General features: G+C 49.4%; 19 protein-coding genes and 1 pseudogene. 11 read left to right on the forward strand and 9 right to left on the reverse strand.

The window, feature by feature from the left end:
- Positions 1–288 precede the first annotated feature (288 nt).
- Positions 289–432, reverse strand: a complete 144-nt coding sequence (locus ACTRXD_RS06475; RefSeq protein ID WP_442431023.1) for a transposase — start codon at positions 430–432, stop codon at positions 289–291.
- 222 nt (positions 433–654) lie between these two features.
- Here ACTRXD_RS06475 and ACTRXD_RS06480 point away from each other — a divergent pair, with 222 nt between their 5' ends.
- From ACTRXD_RS06480 to ACTRXD_RS06490, 3 genes are all read left to right on the forward strand, one after another.
- Complete coding sequence (locus ACTRXD_RS06480; RefSeq protein ID WP_442431024.1) at positions 655–1,209, forward strand: OmpA family protein; 555 nt, start codon at positions 655–657, stop codon at positions 1,207–1,209.
- A 358-nt stretch (positions 1,210–1,567) separates the two neighbouring features.
- Entirely contained in the window at positions 1,568–1,942 is a 375-nt protein-coding gene (locus ACTRXD_RS06485; RefSeq protein ID WP_312641038.1) for a Fur family transcriptional regulator, read from the forward strand.
- Position 1,943: 1 nt separating this feature from the next.
- Positions 1,944–2,429: a MerC domain-containing protein gene (locus ACTRXD_RS06490; protein ID WP_442431025.1), complete on the forward strand. Its 486-nt coding sequence runs from the start codon at positions 1,944–1,946 to the stop codon at positions 2,427–2,429.
- 216 nt (positions 2,430–2,645) lie between these two features.
- On the opposite strand, the gene ACTRXD_RS06495 is transcribed toward ACTRXD_RS06490, so the two are convergent.
- The 3 genes from ACTRXD_RS06495 to ACTRXD_RS06505 form a co-directional block, all read right to left on the reverse strand.
- A complete protein-coding gene (locus ACTRXD_RS06495; RefSeq protein WP_442431026.1) occupies positions 2,646–3,722 on the reverse strand; it encodes a 3-deoxy-7-phosphoheptulonate synthase in 1,077 nt (358 codons plus the stop codon).
- A 278-nt stretch (positions 3,723–4,000) separates the two neighbouring features.
- The gene (locus ACTRXD_RS06500; protein ID WP_442431027.1) at positions 4,001–4,660 is read right to left on the reverse strand and encodes a PilZ domain-containing protein; all 660 of its coding nucleotides are present in this window, start codon (positions 4,658–4,660) and stop codon (positions 4,001–4,003) included.
- A gap of 218 nt (positions 4,661–4,878) precedes the next feature.
- On the reverse strand, positions 4,879–5,220 hold the full coding sequence (locus ACTRXD_RS06505) for a flagellar biosynthesis anti-sigma factor FlgM (protein ID WP_442431028.1): 342 nt from the start codon (positions 5,218–5,220) through the stop codon (positions 4,879–4,881).
- 153 nt (positions 5,221–5,373) lie between these two features.
- Between ACTRXD_RS06505 and ACTRXD_RS06510 the strand changes: the two genes are divergently transcribed.
- Positions 5,374–6,273, forward strand: a complete 900-nt coding sequence (locus ACTRXD_RS06510; protein ID WP_442431029.1) for a hypothetical protein — start codon at positions 5,374–5,376, stop codon at positions 6,271–6,273.
- A gap of 45 nt (positions 6,274–6,318) precedes the next feature.
- Here the strand turns inward: ACTRXD_RS06510 and ACTRXD_RS06515 are convergent, their stop codons facing one another.
- Entirely contained in the window at positions 6,319–6,603 is a 285-nt protein-coding gene (locus tag ACTRXD_RS06515; RefSeq protein ID WP_442431030.1) for a hypothetical protein, read from the reverse strand.
- Between the two features lie 197 nt (positions 6,604–6,800).
- On the reverse strand, positions 6,801–7,271 hold the full coding sequence (locus ACTRXD_RS06520) for a tetratricopeptide repeat protein (protein WP_442431031.1): 471 nt from the start codon (positions 7,269–7,271) through the stop codon (positions 6,801–6,803).
- Positions 7,272–7,427: 156 nt separating this feature from the next.
- Between ACTRXD_RS06520 and ACTRXD_RS06525 the strand changes: the two genes are divergently transcribed.
- Positions 7,428–8,513: a hypothetical protein gene (locus ACTRXD_RS06525; RefSeq protein WP_442431032.1), complete on the forward strand. Its 1,086-nt coding sequence runs from the start codon at positions 7,428–7,430 to the stop codon at positions 8,511–8,513.
- A 26-nt stretch (positions 8,514–8,539) separates the two neighbouring features.
- Here ACTRXD_RS06525 and ACTRXD_RS06530 read toward each other — a convergent pair whose 3' ends face one another.
- Positions 8,540–9,067 carry a hypothetical protein gene (locus ACTRXD_RS06530; RefSeq protein ID WP_442431033.1) on the reverse strand — a complete coding sequence of 176 codons (528 nt, stop codon included), beginning with the start codon at positions 9,065–9,067 and terminating at the stop codon, positions 8,540–8,542.
- A gap of 111 nt (positions 9,068–9,178) precedes the next feature.
- On the opposite strand from ACTRXD_RS06530, the pseudogene ACTRXD_RS06535 reads away from it, so the two are divergent.
- A pseudogene (locus ACTRXD_RS06535) lies at positions 9,179–9,382 on the forward strand (DnaJ domain-containing protein); the annotation flags it as partial.
- 613 nt (positions 9,383–9,995) lie between these two features.
- Here ACTRXD_RS06535 and ACTRXD_RS06540 read toward each other — a convergent pair.
- Together ACTRXD_RS06540 and ACTRXD_RS06545 are read right to left on the reverse strand one after the other, a co-directional pair.
- Positions 9,996–10,250 carry a hypothetical protein gene (locus tag ACTRXD_RS06540; protein WP_442431034.1) on the reverse strand — a complete coding sequence of 85 codons (255 nt, stop codon included), beginning with the start codon at positions 10,248–10,250 and terminating at the stop codon, positions 9,996–9,998.
- A 436-nt stretch (positions 10,251–10,686) separates the two neighbouring features.
- Entirely contained in the window at positions 10,687–11,475 is a 789-nt protein-coding gene (locus ACTRXD_RS06545; RefSeq protein WP_442431035.1) for an enoyl-CoA hydratase-related protein, read from the reverse strand.
- A gap of 263 nt (positions 11,476–11,738) precedes the next feature.
- Between ACTRXD_RS06545 and ACTRXD_RS06550 the strand changes: the two genes are divergently transcribed.
- From ACTRXD_RS06550 to ACTRXD_RS06570, 5 genes are all read left to right on the forward strand, one after another.
- Complete coding sequence (locus ACTRXD_RS06550; protein WP_442431036.1) at positions 11,739–13,724, forward strand: acyl-CoA dehydrogenase family protein; 1,986 nt, start codon at positions 11,739–11,741, stop codon at positions 13,722–13,724.
- 330 nt (positions 13,725–14,054) lie between these two features.
- Positions 14,055–16,145, forward strand: coding sequence for a sigma 54-interacting transcriptional regulator (locus ACTRXD_RS06555; RefSeq protein WP_442431037.1), 2,091 nt, complete (start codon positions 14,055–14,057; stop codon positions 16,143–16,145).
- A 209-nt stretch (positions 16,146–16,354) separates the two neighbouring features.
- Positions 16,355–16,672, forward strand: coding sequence for a hypothetical protein (locus tag ACTRXD_RS06560; protein ID WP_442431038.1), 318 nt, complete (start codon positions 16,355–16,357; stop codon positions 16,670–16,672).
- Positions 16,673–16,754: 82 nt separating this feature from the next.
- The gene (locus tag ACTRXD_RS06565) at positions 16,755–17,162 is read left to right on the forward strand and encodes a hypothetical protein (protein WP_442431039.1); all 408 of its coding nucleotides are present in this window, start codon (positions 16,755–16,757) and stop codon (positions 17,160–17,162) included.
- Entirely contained in the window at positions 17,159–18,142 is a 984-nt protein-coding gene (locus ACTRXD_RS06570; protein ID WP_442431040.1) for a hypothetical protein, read from the forward strand. Before ACTRXD_RS06565 ends, ACTRXD_RS06570 begins: the two co-directional genes overlap by 4 nt.
- The last annotated feature ends 118 nt before the right edge of the window (positions 18,143–18,260 follow it).

Below are 18,260 nucleotides of genomic sequence, written 5' to 3' on the forward strand. Positions count from 1 at the left end.
AGACGTGGCGTCGTGTGCGAGGATTCAAACAGTTGCCGAAGGTCATCGAAGGGATTCAGTTTATTGATGGCATGGACCCGAACACCATGAACTCGGTCGCCGCGTAATCACCGGCTCAGACACTAGATTTGACAATAGCTCCCAATCGGTTGGAGGCATCGACTAAAAAATCCCGTTCCATGCTCAGTTGGCCAATTTTGGTGTGCATCTCATGGAGGTACGCCTCATGATCAGCGTGGCTTTTCTCCAACTTCCCTGAAAACCAGGGCCTCCATGGAGGCCCGAGCCTCACGTTTCCAGCGGTGAAGGACGGTTGGTAGCGTGTACGCCATATTTTAACGCCAGCTCCGATATCGGTGCATCCTTCCGAAGCGCGGCCAACGCCACTTGTGCCTTAAAATACGCAGGGTGATTCTTCCGGGGTCGACTCATAAATCCATGACCCTCCTTTGGTCACAAATTGTAGCGAAACACTCTGTCCGAATTCCTAAGACCACCCCTGTTTTTGAGTTCTTCGGAGGTGGTAATGCAGCATTTTCTCCTCAAATCTGTAAATGGGATCAAATAGTCCACTTAAAATAGGACTATCATCTTTAAATCTTAAGTCTCGGGGGTGCATTGCCGAAAAATTGAGAAAAAGAAGGGAGTTTCGATATGTTTGTACGATTTCTTGGGATTCTTATTGTGTGTGCGACATGGGGCTGTGAATCGCTTTCAATGACCCATCAGTCTGCGGATCTATTGACGCCAGGCCCCCCCCCGGCCACTTTGACCTCTCTTTCGACAAGGGAAGTTGAAGGTTCCTCGTCACTTGCACAACGCATGAGCATTCCTCAAGGCCCGAAGACGGGAATATCTCAGGAAAAGCCCCCAGTAGATCCTTTCCCCACTGTGTACTTTCCATTCGATAGTTGGGAGATTTCAACAGAAGTTCAAGATCGTCTGGATGCCACGGCTAGTTGGATGAACCGCTTTCCGAATTATGAACTAATAATTGAGGGACATACGGATGTACGTGGAACAGAAAGTTATAATATGATCCTGGGGGTAAGACGAGCAAAAGCCGTCAAAGAATATCTGGCCAATTTAGGAATTTCACGCAAACGTCTTGATGTGGTTTCCTTTGGGAATACCTTGGTCCTATGTGAAGTTGATGACGAACATCAATGCCATCAATTTAACCGACGTGCTGACTTGCTTCTGGAGTAAAGCTCTTCCTACTGGTAAATGCCTTTCCCCCCCTAGTCGAAATACGTGAGTTTGACTTTTTGTAAAGTTCCCATCTGATAGGTCTTCCAGCCTTTTTTCGGGGATTTCCCGGATCCAATCCATTCTTGAGAACTTAATTTGTAAATGTTCTATGTATGTGTTGGGTATGGCATCGAGTCATTCTTGATGATGAGATGTTTTGAGCCGGCTTTCCGGGGTTTTTTCTCGGAATTGACAATCATTTGCCGATATGTTATTTGCAATAAACTTGCAATAAGGAATCGAAAAATCAGGTTTACATCTCTTGTTGAAATTAGAACCTAGCATCAAAAAAGATCTGCGAGCTACAGGGCGACGCATGACCCGTACTCGCCAAGCCGTCCTAGCATTACTGCAAAGGACTCGCCAACCAATAAGTGCCACGGAAATTTTTGAACAATTGCACCAGGAAAAAGTAGCGATTGATCTAGTGACCGTGTACCGAACCTTGCATGTGCTGAAAGATTTAGGTCTGGTTCTCCAATTGGACCTTCACCAGGAAGGTCTCGCAAGATATGAACTGAAAGAAGGGCGTGAACATCACCATCATATTCGTTGCCAGATCTGTGGTCAGATCGAGGATTTGTTGTTATGCCCGTTAAAAAAAGTCACAAAATTGATTGAACAACGGACCCAATTTATCGTGGATGATCATACATTGGAATTCACGGGATTGTGTCCACAATGCCAATAAAATGATCAAAACTCTTGGACCGAGGCTTTCAAAAGCCGGCTCTATCGCTTCTCTGGTATGTGCTGTGCACTGTGCGGTGACGCCTTTGGCATTGCTTGCCCTTCCCGTCATAGCTGCACATTCCTGGGATGGTCTTGATGGAATAATAGGAGCCTTTTGGGCCGATACTACTGAATGGATGTTTTTGGGAGTGATAGCCTTATTGGCAGGCTTTGGATTGTTGGCGACCTATCCTAGGCATCGAGATAGCCGTCCTGCTCTTTTGACTGCTTGCGGACTTGTGGTGTTAATGACCGCTCATCTCCTGATCGAATCAGGCGGTGGGTTAGAGATAATTCTTGATGTAACTGGAGCCTCTATGATTGCACTGGCTGGGTTTTGGAATCGCCGGTTATGCCACCATTTAGGCTGCCATACTCATGAGCACACGCATGAAACCAGCGGTTCTAAAATTCAACCCCTTCCTGATTTATCCTCCAATTCTTAAGCTTCCATACCCTTAGCTTGTTTACCGCAGGCTTCATCTAATGAAATTTTCTTTGTTTATTCCCCGGGATCACAGTGTTTCTTTTTTAACCGAACCGAGGCCCGTGGGGTGTGTTAGGGTTGGATTGAAACACCCGTTTATATAAATGGGGGCAGGTGTCATGTGTAAAGAGGAATCATGAAGATTCTCGATACTCGTCAAGGAACATTTAATTGGTTATGAAGCCAAAATCTTACTTTTAGCCGACTTATCCAAGGCTTCCCCCAAATCATCAAGAAGTTGTTCTGTCTCTTCCCATCCGATGCAGGCATCTGTAATTGATATTCCCCACTCCAAGGGTTTCCCTGCTTCCCATTTTTGATTGCCCGACTTCAGATTACTCTCAATTAACAAGCCCATGATGGAGAGTTGGCCCTTGGTGAATTGGTTGATAACTGATTGAGCCACGGGAACCTGACGCGTATGGTCTTTCTCTGAATTGCCATGAGAGCAGTCAACCATTATCGGACGACGAATCCCTTCATTCGTTAAGCAACGCACGGCCTCAGAGATATCTTCCGGATTATAATTGACTCGTCCACCGCCTCCACGAAGAACAAGGTGTCGGTCTGGATTGCCATTTGTTTTGATTACTGAGGTGAGGCCGTCGGCGTTCACCCCAATGAAACTTTGAGGATGTCGGGCTGCAATCATGGCATTTAGAGCGACTTGGAGTCCCCCATCCGTACCATTTTTAAGGCCAACGGGCATGGATAGGCCACTGGCCATTTCTCTATGGGTTTGGCTTTCGGTGGTGCGTGCGCCAATAGCCGCCCAACTAATTAAGTCGGAAATATACTGGGGCGTGACAGGATCCAGAAATTCCGTAGCGCATGGCAATCCTAGGTTATTGATCCGGAGTAGAATAGAGCGAGCCAGTTCAAAACCTCCGCCGATTTCGCAGGAGCCATCCAAATGGGGGTCGTTGATAAGTCCCTTCCAACCCACCGTTGTGCGGGGCTTTTCAAAATAGGTTCGAAGGACAATCAGGGCATGCTCCTGAATGCGATCAGCGACCAGTTTGAGGCGTTCAGCATAGAGAATGGCCGCTTCCGGGTCGTGTATCGAACATGGGCCAATTATGACTAACAAGCGATGTGAGTCTCGTCCATGAAGAATGTCTCGAATGGCTTGCCGAGATTGGAGAACCATCTGTCCGGTTTTTTCGGGCAAGGGGAGGGAACTCTGCATCTGTTTTGGGGTAGGAAGTGGGGTAATATCGATAATGTTTCGGTTATTAATTGGTTCGGCCATGCGAGACGTCCTGGGTAAAATGAGAGAATATCTGGAATTGCAGATTTAATACCGTAACCAAATTATGCGGGAATTAACAACATTGTAATAAGAAACCCTATATCCAGGCAACTGTCAAGTCTGTCATGCGTCAAATAGAACAGAATTGTTGAGAGTGGCTAGTTATACCATTCAAAGAGGGTGAGATGTGAGGCAGGCGGAAGAACTTCCTGCCAATTAAATGGGAAGTCAACGGGATTGTGAGAGGATAATGAGGGAAATCTAGGCATCAAAGCCCGTCAAGCTGTAGTGTTGATTAAATTGGCTTGTTGAGAAGTATACCACCCCATGACATCTTGGTTGGCGGGGTCTTGAGTAGAGGTAAATGAAAATTTGGTGCCAATGACTAAATCCGTCGTGGGATCAACCCACTCAATCATTCCGGAAAATTTGGAAAAGTGGCTGAATCCTGGCAAACGACAACTGATGTGGAGATGTGATGAGGAGACGAGTGGCCATGCGGAAGGGGCGACTCGAAACTGGCAACCCGTCGGGGAAAGATTGCTGAGCTGAACAGGTAGCACAGCTAGGATATTTCCCTTGTCACTGAGGGGTCGAACGGCTCCAGTCATATTGACCGTCAAACGAGGAAATGAGCGAGGGTGTTGACGTGAGATGTTTGGTGGGGCACCTAATCGAATCGTCGGAGGCTGTGTAAGAATTTCTTGGATGACTGTTTCAAATTCATAAATGTCCTCATCGATACATGAACGACCTTTACAGGGAATTCCGCATCTGAGACTGATGAGTGCCGGATCTTTTGGAAGTGCACAGAGGAGGGAGTGATCCGCTCCCAGTCCCAATAAATAGGTTTGAATTAACAATTTCTCAGGTGTGGAGGGAAAGGTCAACCAAATGGAGTTTGAACCTATGGAAAGGTGCGGAGATGGCGAATTCATGATTCCCTTTTCGGTTGCGTGAGGCCATGTTACAAGGCCAAATTCAGACCGGCAAGATGAGGAGAAGAGAACAGAAAAGGACTGACCTTAATATACAAGAACAGGTTAAAAACTCTAGAATGTATTTTGATGGCTTATTGCCCATGCATGGACCGACACTCCATCGGTTTGAAAGGGCAGTGAGGGAAAGACTCTGCCGTTAAGGGGCCACGAAATTATTATGTGGTTGGCGGTCGGGTTTCCTCTGGGTGAGGATGAAGTTCTTGAATGAGTGAATCCGCTAGTTTTTCAGCAGAGATGACATAGTTCTGTGAGTCAATGGCTTTTTGGAAATATGCGATCTTGTCTTGTCGAACATCCGGAACCTGAGACATTTGTTCGAGGTAAAAAGAAAGTTTTCGGCCGGGAGGGGAAGGGGATTTTCTATCATCTTTGGCAGAGTTTGAAGCTTCAGCAGAAACCTCGTGGCTAACATCGGGAGATGACAAGGCCATTTCCTTAGGAGGAAACGATGACGCATCTCCTGGTGGTGTTGGTGGGGTGGAGGAACGTTGGTTCATTGGTTGTTAAAGGGTATCCCAGGGTGAGATGAAATCTTAAATAAATATGAATAGAAGAATCAAATGGCATCGTCGTCCCTCTTGGCCGTCTAATTCTTCCCATGAAATCCCTTGTCATCTTGTGAGTGGTTCTCATAGAGGATTGAGATAATAATGGAACTTGTTGTCGGCGCACGTATTCATCAGTTACGGACCATTGATCCAGGAGAAATCCGGTTGATCCAGTTAGCACTGCCTGAGGAGGTTGAAATAGCCGGAAAACTATATGCCCTCCGGGATACCATGCGTCCAGGAACAGCCTTTCTCGCAAAGCCCTGGGGAGACCGGACGGGCAAATATCGAAGACGGATGTATTCCCGGTCAAATGCCTCCTTCAATGAGCCACGCTTGTTGGAGACGTTCATCAATTATACCCATCTCGACCAGTCTGATACCTCCAGTTGGTGGCAATCGGAAATGGCCACCGACTGGTTTGAGAAGGGAAAAACTGTAGAAGTTCGCCTCCAGATAGATGAAGAGAAGGGGGGCGTGTTGGTGTATGAAAATACCAAGGTATGTAAGGCTACGAATCTTCGCCTGGAAGACGATGGGATATGGGAGGGAATGCGAATGGTCTGTGTGGCCTTCGGCACGGGGATTACGCCATTCTTATCGTATGCCCGATATTTGAAAGCCAAAAATTTTGGTCGAAATGGAGGGAAAGCGGGAGCCCACCTGACGCTGGTGGCTAGTGTGCGTCATGAGGGGCAATTAATGCTTCATGAAGAAATGGTCGCCCTTGAGAAACAATTCCCCGAACATTTTCGATATCAACCAGTGTTAACTCGATCCTGGCCGGTTTCCTGGGGATATCCGAAAGGTCGAATCCAGCGAGTGGTTCACTCCGTGTCCGGAAACGAACAAATCGACATTTCACGGTTTCAAACTATTGTGCCGAATATAGACCAATCGCATCTACGCATATGTGGGAGCGTCACGGCCTGCCGGCAGCTCACTCTTGGACTTGAACAAGGCGGGTTGGTTCCGATTACGTTGCGCACGGAGTCCTGGTAGAAAAAATCCATGCTGAAAGGCAGAGGAATTTGTTGTGGATGATTCTTATTCCCCTGCGGGCCGTGTAATGGAATCTGGAATCGTGACATTAGGACGGCGCAATAATCGGATCACGGGGCGACCAAGGAAGGTGTAATGTCCACAGATCAGGCAGTGCAAGCTGAGTGTGACAAGAAGTTCCTGTTCCAACTGTTCTAAATGTACGGTTCGCGACCCACATCGAGAGCAACGAGGATACTTCTCGGTGGAGGGCTTTTTGGTCACGGTCTTTTTGGGAGAGTTCTTGCGTGTCTTGCCGGTTGGTTGGTCCGACTGTCCTGACTTTTTCATGAATGAATCCTTGGTCAAGGTAATAGAAGAACTCATCTGGATATAACCAATTCCTGTGCCAAAATTTTAGTGGAAAAAGTGACAGAAAAGTCCAAAAACGACCTAGAAATAGGAGGAAGGAGGCCGACACTGGGTAAAACTTACCCGAGGAACAGGGTCAAAAATGCTGCGCTGGAGCGCGGTTGGCGGGCTAACGTTTATTGACTGGGAATGGGAGTCGAGGGGCGAGAGAGGATGGCCTCAGAACGAAGGCGGAGATTGGCTGCTTCCGATGGTCGATTCGCTGCTTGCAACATTCGAGCATACCGTTGAAGGATGGCCGCCACGTCTGGATGGTTTGGGCCATTCGCGGTTTCTTTTAATTTGAGGGCCCGTTCATATTGCGCAGCGGATTTGTCATATTCTTTCCGATCTTCGTAATAGGTGGCCAAACTATATAGACTAGTTAAGAGCAGGGGGTTTCCCGGTCCTAACCCTTCAGCATGTTTAACCGTGGCCAATAACTGGTTTTCTAACGCGGGGGTGGGTGATTCTCCGGTGGTTGCCGGAAGCGAGGACCGAGAAGAAGGCGAAGGCGTTCTTGAATGGGAGGTACATGCGCTGAGTAGGCCGATCAAAAGCATAATGGTCCACATCATCCTAAAAATAGATTGTATATTCCAGTTCATAGGACTACACCCTGACCAACGCATCTTCCAAAAAGCCTCGAATAGAAAATCAGAAGTGATTCTATGAACTCTGGGCCTGTTCTCGCAAGTGAACTCCCCCGTTTATGATTTATCAACAACCAATTCAATAGTGATTTGAATGGAGAAGAGCACACGATGACGGTCTTGTGGTGTTCAATTTCGGCCCATGGCTTTGGGCATGCCGCGCAATTAATGCCAATCTTGAATGAATTAGATGGGGCGATTGATGACCTGCATGTGATTTTACGCACCCAGGTACCTGCCGATTTTTTTCAACGTCATCTCCGCGTGAGTTGGGAGTTGCAGGATGTCCAACAAGATATTGGATGTGTCCAGCGAGGGCCCTTGGATATTGATGTGGAGGAAACATGGGAGGCTTACACCAAATTTCACACACAGTGGGAGTCCAAGGTTGAGGAGGAAGCTCAGGCCATCCGATTGTCCAAGCCGCGTCTGGTCATTTCCAATATTTCGCCTCTTGCCATAGCTGGCGCAGCTCAAGCGAAGTGCCCGGTGGTGGGAATTGCCTCGCTGTCCTGGGATCGGGTGTTAGAGCCATTTATGCAAGCCGATTCCGCTCTTCATCGTTCGATTCTCAAAACCATTCGTAACAGTTATGGGTTGGCAGACTCTCTCCTCCGCCTCCATCCGGGTATCGAGATGCCGGCCTTTGGTTCGACGGTTGATGTAGGACCTTCGGCACCCTTGAGGACGCGGAACGGCTATGATCTGCGAAAAGCCTTGGGGGTGGGAGAGCATGAATTGATCGTCCTCATTGCCTTTGGGGGTGTGCCGCTCAACCGTCTTCCACTTGAGCAGATGTCCGCAATGGCCGGGTTCCACTTTTTAGTAAGCGGACTCCCATCTTTGTCTTCTTATGCCTCGGTGCATCGTGTTGAAGATCTTGCGATGCCATTCGGGGAAATCAGTCAACAGGCCGATATCATCATGACTAAGCCGGGGTATGGTACCGTGATCGCCGCGGTCCAGGATAAGACGGCATTGGTCTACGTCCGTCGAAATAATTTCGTGGACGAACAGAGTTTAGTGGATTATATCCATCGACACGGGCGAGGATTGGAGTTATCCCGTGATGACTTTGAATCCGGCAATTGGGAACCGACTCTTCGAGCTGTGCTTACAGTAGCGTTTCCGTCTGAGGCGCATCCGTCACCGGGCACGGGTGACGTTGTTTGTCAGTTAAAAACATATTTGTCGTGATGAAGGGAAACGGGCCGGGGATCTTTTCAAGCACTATCCGGGATCAGAGAGGGGTAGGGAGAGACCGTAATGGCTTCAATCGTATTGAAGACACGTGAGGCATTCAATTCTCGTTCTTTCCAAAATACTCCGATCACTTCCACGGAAAGATCCAGTGAAATTGACGGTGAGCCTTGCGTGCGATCGTGTTGACCAAAGACGACAATGGATTGTTCACCCTCGGCCAGGCGAAACACAAAGCGTATGGCTAACTCTGAGTCAGTAAGGTGCATTTCCGGTTGAGTGACCACTCCACGAACGGCCACGAGTTGTTGATGATAGGAAGCTGGTTGACTGAGCAGCATGGCAATGGAGACGGGTTCGGGTGATGTGGTAAAAGTGGAGGAGGGGAGGGGAGACGAGTGTGGCCAGAGGAGCCCGGGTGTGGATGGTGCCGAGGCAACTCCCTCGATGGAAGCTTTCAAGGGAGATGGCGGTTGATGCGTTATGTCCATCCCAACGAACAGGAGAGCATTCCAAGCTCCAATCAACAGAACTTTTGAATAAATGGTCATGAAGGAAAAGCTGCTTTTGAGAAATAATATTCAGGGACAAGTGAACGTGGATACTCGCAAAAGCTGCGCAAATAACCAGGTGAAGAATTTTCTTCTGTAAGGAACAAGTCAATGCCAGTCGTCGATTATTATGCGGTTCTCGGTGTCGTTCTTCAAGCATCGCAAGATGAGATAAAAAAAGCCTATCGCGCATTGGCCCTTCAATATCATCCTGACCGCAATCGAGGAAATCGTCAGGCTGAACAAAAAATTCGTGAAGTCAATGCAGCCTATGAAATTTTGGGTGATCCGGATGCCAGAAAGACGTATGATCGAATGCGTTTGGGCTATGTCGAGCCGATGGTGCACCGACGGGATGGGTATCCGGAACCTGAGCCGGAAGTATCCATTTCTCCGTCAGTGGTCTTGCAACGAATGGAAGAAACCCTTCGAGAGGAATCCCGCAAACAACTGTTTATGGTCTTGATACGCAATACACAAAGAATCAAAGAAGAATTAGGCATTATTCGGGAGCGGGTCATTCGTGCCCAAGGGTATGATACCTTTCTGGAAAAAATTGTCATGCAGCGAGGCCAGGAAGTGTTAGATGAACTCGTGTCCGTGGAGCTCAAACAGCGCCGAGAGCGGCTCGTGGATATAGCCGTGGAGATGGTGTGCTCGGCCGTTCCAGGTTCGTTTCGAGGCGAAGAGCCAATGGATCAGGTTCGACGAAGTTTAGGGCAGGCGTATCAGGAAGGATGGATTGAAGGATACGAACAAGCTTGTGAACTGCTCTACGAGCGTAGGTAATCAGGACGGATACATCGAGAAACGCACAAATGGAAGTGGATAAGGGAAATGAGGAACAATGAGGAGGCTAGCATTGCTTGAAATCCGATGCCAGCAAATGGGACGTCCCATTTGCCGGATCATGGCCGTTTCACAATCCTCAGCGATCAAAGGGAGAAGAGGGTTGCTGGAAGGAATTGCCTTTTGAGGCGGGATGCCTGGATGTGGATAATGCCTGAGCCTCCTTCGACAAGGTCACCTGGTCCTGGATAGGAGAGGGGACACCTCGTTCCCGATGGCTTTTGGCTTTGCCACTCTCCTCATCGGAACTCACGGCGGTCACCTGTTTTCGTGAATGATCTCCCGATGATGCGGGTTGCAGAAATTGAATAGCTCCTACTTCCGGTAAAGTCATGGTCAGTACTCCTTTGCTCTCCTGAATGAGTTCGAGACTTCCCTTACCATCTCTGTATCGGTATGTGCCCATATTGCTTGCGGCGAGGGAATGGGTGGATTTATCGAAACGACATAGAATGTGAACTATTTGCCAAAAAGGACAAGGAATCAATTGGGACGCCCACAACATCAATAACGAGTGAATGGGCTATAGATGAGCAACAGGTATGTCAAAACAACGGTGTGACCCGACTACCTTTGAAGTCGAGCGGTGCAAAGGAAGGGTCAGTTTCATTGATCGTGTGCTTCCCTTTCATGAAATTCACGAGACTATCACGACCTCCCGGTTATTGTGTATGTAGGAAAAGTGGTGATTAGGTTGAGCAGAAATCTTTCAAAACCAACTGATCTATCCCCCTTCGTTTCCTGACAGGTTCGCTAAACCACTTGGGGTATCAGAGGTCCTTGAAATGCGGTGTGCGTTTTTCTAAAAAAGCCGCCAGCCCTTCTTGTTTATCTTCGGATTCGCAAAGTTCTCCAAACAAGGTTGCTTCTACCAGCAATCCCTCACGAAGTTTCAAATCCGACCCCCTTTGAATGGCTTGAAGGACTGCTCGAACAGCACTTTGACTTTTTGAGGCAATCCGACTGGCGAGTCCGATAGCCTGAGGCATCAAATCTTTATCAGAGAAAACCTCAGATATCAGTCCGCATGTTTTGCCATCCTCTGCGGAGAGCGTATCCCCGGTCAGAATCATTTCTGTAGCTTTCGAGTGGCCGATGAGACGAAGCAGGCGTTGCGTCCCGCCGAACCCTGGGATCAGGCCAAGATTCACCTCCGGTAGCCCGAGTTGAATTCCTTCAGCAGCTAATCGGAGATGACAACACAATGCCAATTCCAAGCCTCCGCCGAGGCAGATGCCATTGATGGCTGCGATTATGGGTTTCGGCGAAGCCGCAATTTTATTGAAAATTCTTTGGCCGGTGATAGCCAGTTTTTTGCCTTTTGGCCTAGACCCGATTTCTGCCAACATCCGGATGTCGGCTCCTGCAATGAAAAACCGTCCTGTTCCGGTGATGATGATGACCTTCACTCGATCATTATCGGCCAGATCGTCCAGGGTTGATTCGAGTTCACTAAGCCCTTGGGGTGTAAGCACATTTGCGGGAGGATGGTTGATCGTCACCGTCGCGACATGATCTGCCACCTGGTCGGTGAGCCATATGCGAGGAAGTGCGCTCATGGTCTTGTCTCCTATGGAGAGTCGTGCATCCTCGGCCTGCATGCCTTAGCCGAATCCGTGATGCATGGGGCCACACTTTGATAATATAAAATTATCTTATCATAATGATATAATATTATGAGTTCAATATCATTGCTTGCGGACTGTAAAAAGGAATTTTCTACAGACCATCTGGCTGAAAAAACCTGTCCAGTATTCGGCGAGAATTGGAGAGTCAGATGTATGCTGGTTTCCTTCGGAATTCACAGTAAGGAGGTCCGGACATGTCACAACTTTTCAGAGGCATGGAGCGAATAGAAGAAGCGCGCCAGGAAATGGCCGGAGAGAGTTTTATGGCGGGCCTGTTCATGGGAAACCCGGACTTCAACCTGCTGTTTCCGCCGGAAGGGCCAGACGCGGAAAAGCAAATCGGCGAAGAATATTGCCAGAAAATTGAAGAATTTCTGAAGCGGCATGTGGATCCGGACGACATCGAACGAACCGCTAAAATCCCGGAGCATGTGCTCAAGGGCCTGCTGGACCTTGGGGCATTCGGAATGAAAATACCCAAAGAATATGGCGGGCTGGGATTTTCGTATACGAACTACGGGCGGGTGCTGATGCTGATGGCCAGCTGGAGTAATATCCTGGCCCTTACCGTTGCGGTGCCACAGTCCATCGGGATTGCCATGCCGATTCTTCTGTTCGGAAACGAGGATCAGAAAAAGGCCTTTCTCCCGCGGGTCGCGAGAAAGGAAATCTCGGCTTTTGCGCTCACGGAACCGGACACCGGATCGGATGCGGCCAATATTCAAACAAAAGCCGTCCTAAATGCATTGGGCACACATTTTGTGGTCAACGGCGAAAAACTCTGGTGCACGAATGGCTCCCTCGCCAGCCTGATAACACTGGTGGCCCGCGTGCCGGCAAAACAAATATTCCTGGACGGGAAAACCAAATGGGTCCCTGTGCCCGAAGGAAAGGGGGCAGAAGCTTCTGTCCACACGGCGTTCATCCTGGACATGGCCAGCCCCGGCGTGAAGATTCAGCAACGATGTCAATTTGAAGGATGTCGGGGCATTGAAAACGCCCATATGACATTCACCGACGTGCAAATTCCAGTGGAAAACCTCATTGGAGAAATCGGGAAAGGCTTGAAATATGCGTTGACTATTCTGAACGTCGGGCGGGCCATCAGTATTCCGGCTGTGTGTCTGGGGATGGCCAAGCAAGCCTGGCAACCCACATTGGATCGGGCAAATTCACGCGTGACCTTTCAGCAGCCGCTAAGCCGGCGGAAAACCCAAATGAGGCGCGTAGGACAGATGGCTGCGGATCTTTTTGCCATGGAGGCCCTGTCCTGGCTGGTGTGGCGTATGGCCGATCAATATGCGTATGACATTCGTATTGAAGCCGCCATTGCCAAAATCGCGTGTTCGGAAAAGGCGATCAATTTTCTTAAAGGTGCGCAAACAATCTTTGGAGGAATGGGATACGAAAAGGCCGATTCCAAGCGGGTTCGGGGAGAGCCGGCCTTCGGGGTTGAACAATTGGTTCGGGATATCGAAATGTACCGTATCGGGGAGGGAGCCACGGATATTCTGCGACCCTTTGTGGCCCGTGAAGCCCTGAACCCGCATTTGGAACAAGCCAGGAATTATCTGGACGCAAAAGGCAAAGCCCTGGAACGCATCCGGGAAGGGGTGAAGGTCGCGCAATGGTATCTTCCCCGATACCTTGACCTGTGGAAACGGAATCCACTTCCTTCCCGTTCAGAGACAGATCATCCCAAAGTCCGCAAGCACCTCACGTATGTCGAACGGGCAAGTCGCCGTCTGGCCAGAGCCATTTTCTACATTCTGGCCATTCACCAGGAAGGGATTCATGATGATCAGGGCAGGCAAAATAGGATTGAGTCGGTGGGGGAAGATATGTTGATCATTGCGGCCACGGCGTTATGGGCTGAGCGGCAATATAGCCGGGAAGGGGATCCCCGTGTATGGGACCTGGCCAATGAGGTGTTTCATGCGGCGCGTGAGCGGATTGACCGGATGATTCCGGAAATCATCCACAATGACGATCATGTCACGGCAAACGTCGGAAAACGGGCATTCCTCGGTCAATATCCGATGCTGAATCATGGCATCATTTACCGGGACCTTTTCGACTATATCCCGAAGGGGCCAGCGGGAACTTTAAAGGAGAAAGGACCAAATGAAAAAACCAATCAGGAGGATGAGGTTTTCACGATGCTGACCGATTCGGGATAGGTGGAATGATCAATGACGGATTGTGTTTCTTCGAAATGGGTCCGGATATTCATTGAGGGGGCATTGGGGCGGGCGCCAAAAATCCAAAATTTGGGAACGGTCAGTCTCACAATCAATCTTCTCTGCCTATGAAAAGGGAACAAACATATCCAAAATGGCCAGCCCAGAAATGCCGCGTGACGTGCGAATCCCGGGCAGAAGTGTGCGTTTAGAGGGATCGGGCGGGGATATACCGCTGGCGGACTTTTTCACGATCCTGTTAGAATTTTCTTTCCTATCTCATAAATGTTGACCTAAGGGTAGACATGCACCTTTGCTTAGGAAGAGCACATGGTGTCCTTTCCACTGTCCCGCACGTTCTTTAATTCCTCAATACACTGCCGGTTGCATGTTCTTCTTGCCTTGTTTCTTGCCGGCCTTTTCGGGATGGTCACGTTTACGATTTCAGGAATCCAGGATCAGGAAGTTGATGCCCTGATAATAGATCTGGCGGGTCGGCAGCGAATGCTGCAAGAACGGCATATGAAAGAGGTTCTGCTGGCCCGGCAGTATAGGAATGCCAATTCTACCCCTACAAGAACAGAACTGGTGGAAACATTGGAAGCTCTGCATTTTGGAAGAAAGGTCACGGTTAGTTGGGCCAATGATCATGAGGTAACAGTTCCTCCTGCTCCGACCGAAGCGATCCGACTCGCCATCCAAGGGCAGCAGGAACTTCTTGTCCAATTTATCGCCAAATCTGACGGCTTTTTGAAAGGGACGCAGGACGGATCTGGGGAAAACGCTTCAGCCTTGGAATTGCTCCAACTCTCTAACGATATTGTCGCCAAGGCGGACACACTGGTGACCCTGTACGACGCCTGGGCAAGCGCAAGAATTTCCAGGCTGGTTCAATGGCAAATTCTGCTCGGTGTGATTGTGGGGTTATTGGGAGTAATGCTGATAAAGCAGATCAGGGCAGGCAACAGAAATTTGGAGTCGGAAGTCCTTGAGCGCAAACAATCCGAACAGATCCTCCGTGAAAGCGAACAACGCCATATTCAAGTCCTCGATTCAGCTATGGATGCAATCATAACCATCGATCAAGAACGCTGCATCACGTTTATGAACCGCGCAGCCGCGACCACATTTCACATATCGGCTTTGGAGGTAAAAGGGGAGCCCTTGCAGCGATTCCTGACTCCACGATCGTGGAAAATCCTACATCAACATCTTGAGGCTCATCATTCCACTTCTCAGGTGGAAAGCTATATTTGGGAACAAGAAGGATTCATGGCCCAACGGGCCACAGGTGAAGAGTTTCCGGTCGAGGCAACTCTCTCTCGGGCGAATATCTCCGGACACAATAGTTATACTCTCGTTATGCGGGATTTGAGCCTGCGTCATCGCATGGAATCCTCCCGCCCTCATCCGGTCTCTCCACTTTTTAAGGGACCGCTCGCGCACACTCCATCGTTTGAAGACATCATCGGAGTCTCCTCGCCCTTGCAGCATGTATTCGAGCAAATCCGCAAGGTGGCTCAAACAGATGCCACCGTGCTCATCACCGGAGAAACAGGGACGGGTAAGGAATTAGCCGCTCGAGCCATCCATCGGTTGAGTCTCCGGAAAGACCATATCTGGATGAAGGTCAATTGCGCCGGACTGCCAAGCGGCCTGGTAGAAAGTGAACTCTTCGGCCATGAAAAAGGCGCGTTTACCGGCGCCACAGACAAAATGAAGGGCCGTTTCGAATTGTCGCACGGGGGTACGATTTTCTTAGACGAAGTTGGCGAACTCCCATTGGAAACGCAAAGTAAATTGCTTCGGGTCCTTCAAGAACATGAATTTGAACGGGTCGGGGGAACCCAAACCCATCATGTCGACGTGCGCATCATCGCGGCTACGAATCGGAATCTCGAAGAAGCGGTGGGCCTCGGTGCGTTTCGGGCTGACTTGTTCTTCCGTCTCAACACGTTTCCTATTGCGATGCCGCCACTGCGGAATCTTAAAGACGATATTCCCCTGTTGACCCAATATTACGTTGAACGTTTTAGCAAGCAACTGGAAAAGCGAATCGAAGAAATTAACCCGGCCGTCCTGGATCGGTTGGTTCATTATGAATGGCCCGGAAATGTCAGGGAACTCGCCAATATTCTCGAACGAGCGGTCATTCTTTGCGAGAAAGGTGTGCTGCTTGCTCACCACCTCAGCTTTCCTCAGTTTCCGGGTATGCATCCCATGGAAGAGAAGATCCAGACTCTCCAGGAAAACGAACGGCTTCATATCCTCAGAGCTCTGGAAAAGACAGGAGGGCTGGTGAGTGGACCTCATGGAGCAGCCGCTCTCTTGGGACTCAACCGGAGCACGCTGCTTTCTCGAATGAGAAAATTCGGGATCGTCCCTTCCTCCTCTCGCTCATTCCATGAGAAAGAATCGTGATGATATTTCAGCACTTTGGTGAAATATCACCAATCCGTCAACACATCCCTTCCATTTTTCCACATCCTCTCCTTCGAAAAATCCTGAAAAATCGTAATGTTTTGCTCGTCTCTGTCTGCCAATAGGGCCGGTTCAACTTTTGCTTCTTCTCATAACTCTTAAAGGGTAGAGTTCGTCAATGATTTTAATTGAGGGAGTTCACGCTATCGATGCAAAGTTGGACGGAAACATTGATTCCACTTTTTCGGTTGCGCAAGGTCTTCGAAAACGAACAACTCACGTTGTTTAAGATTGAGGGTGCGCTTACCACACAAAACGCAGAGTTATGGGAAGAGGAATTCGCCCTGATTATGCAACGTCTTGATCATCCCGTAATTTTTGATTGCGCGTCTCTGAGAACCACCAACCATGCGCTGACCGGTATTCTCCAACATCTCATGTCCGACAAAATGTATTTTTTGAATCTTTCAACGCCGGTCAGGAATATGTTGCGATCCGCAGGGTTGGGCGCGAATGTGCTGGATTAATAAGAAGAGTGCAATCACCATGACTCATCAGAAGATTCAGAAGAATAAGGGGAACAGGACCTTGGAAAAGAAGGAAAATTCTATGACCTGTATGGCCATCATAGTCATTCTCGTCGTAGGAGGAATTCTTGGCAACCCTTCATCTCTTGCCATTCCTTCTCTGTTACCAGATTACCCAGACTATCAAACGGGAGCGTCTGTTGTTCCCGAATTTGGTTCGCCGGGAGCCAATGATCTCGGGCAGTCAACCTTGGATGTGTCTCCGGTTCCCAGAGAGGCATCAGCGTATCAAGATGTCGATGCTGTCAATGCTATGGCGGAAGTTCCGTCACGTTTGGAAAGCTGGGGCGAGAGGGTGCTCCGCAACGTCATGGTACATCCGGATAGTAAAATTAACTCCCAGTCTTTGGGGCGGTTCATCTCAATTCATAGTCGGAGAGGGGAATGTGAAATTTCCCTTCCGATGGAGAGGAAAAGGTGGCGCTTATGAAACCCAGGGTGGATCCCTTAGATGTGATAGTCGCAGTAGGCATGTTCGCCACGATTGTGGGAGGGTTGTTTCTTGTCGTGGCCAGCTATGGGTCATGGGAAGTCCCTCCCCCATCCAATGCGAATAATCCCATAACGGCAACGAGTGTCATGCAATCCCTCCAAACCAGCATGGGTGAAGGGATTGTGGAAGTGGCGAAGTTGGACTATGCCTATGACAACTCTATTGATCATGTCACGGCATCTCTGACTCACGCTTCCAGGAATCTCCACGCGTTTAACAACAAAGCCCCCATACCCGAAATCGTGCAATCCCGCCTGGTCCAGGCACAAGCGGAGCGTGAAGGTCGACTTCAATATCTCATGGGGAAATCCATTGTCACCTTAACGGGCCAGGGTGTCCGGTCTGGTCTGTTGACGGCCAATACCCTCAACGCGCCTGTCAATGATCGAATCATCAAGACTGCGGCGAAATACGGCGTGTTGGGCCAAGAACGGTTCAATGGAGAAAGCCAGGCTTTAATGGGGCGATGGATCACTCAGGAAAGTCAATCCCGGCAACGCCTGCATGCCCTTCTTCAGGAACGGATGGGCCAGGCGATTGTCCAGAAAGCTTCAATGGAGCACGTATACGGGACGAAACACTCTGCCCTCCAAACCCAGTTGCAGGCCTTGACCGTCGCTGCCATACGATCGGAAACCCCGGGGATGCGATTGGCGCAACTGTCCCAATCGGAGCAGGGCATCAGGCCATCCCTTGGAGCAACACCATCGGCTGCCGGGGTTCAGGTTTCCTTTTCTGGGCTTTGGAGCGAAAGGGCTTTCATTGCCTATGGTATCGCTTTCCTGGTCCTGCTTCCGGGCGTTCTGATCTGGAGCCTCACCTTTCCCAGGGCATCGGTGGAAAGGACGGTGAACATGGATCGCATTCTGGAGCTGACCATGGAATTGATGCCCAGGACGCCGGTGAAAATTCGTTAGGGGTGATGGACGCTAACAAAACCGAATCAACACCTGACACGGGTGTATGAAGGAATGGAGTAGCCTTGACGCCTTGTGAAAACCGGCAATGGGGCCATGGAAAAATGGTTTAATGGGA

Source organism: Nitrospira sp. T9 (assembly GCF_052156535.1).
GTDB lineage: Bacteria > Nitrospirota > Nitrospiria > Nitrospirales > UBA8639 > Nitrospira_E.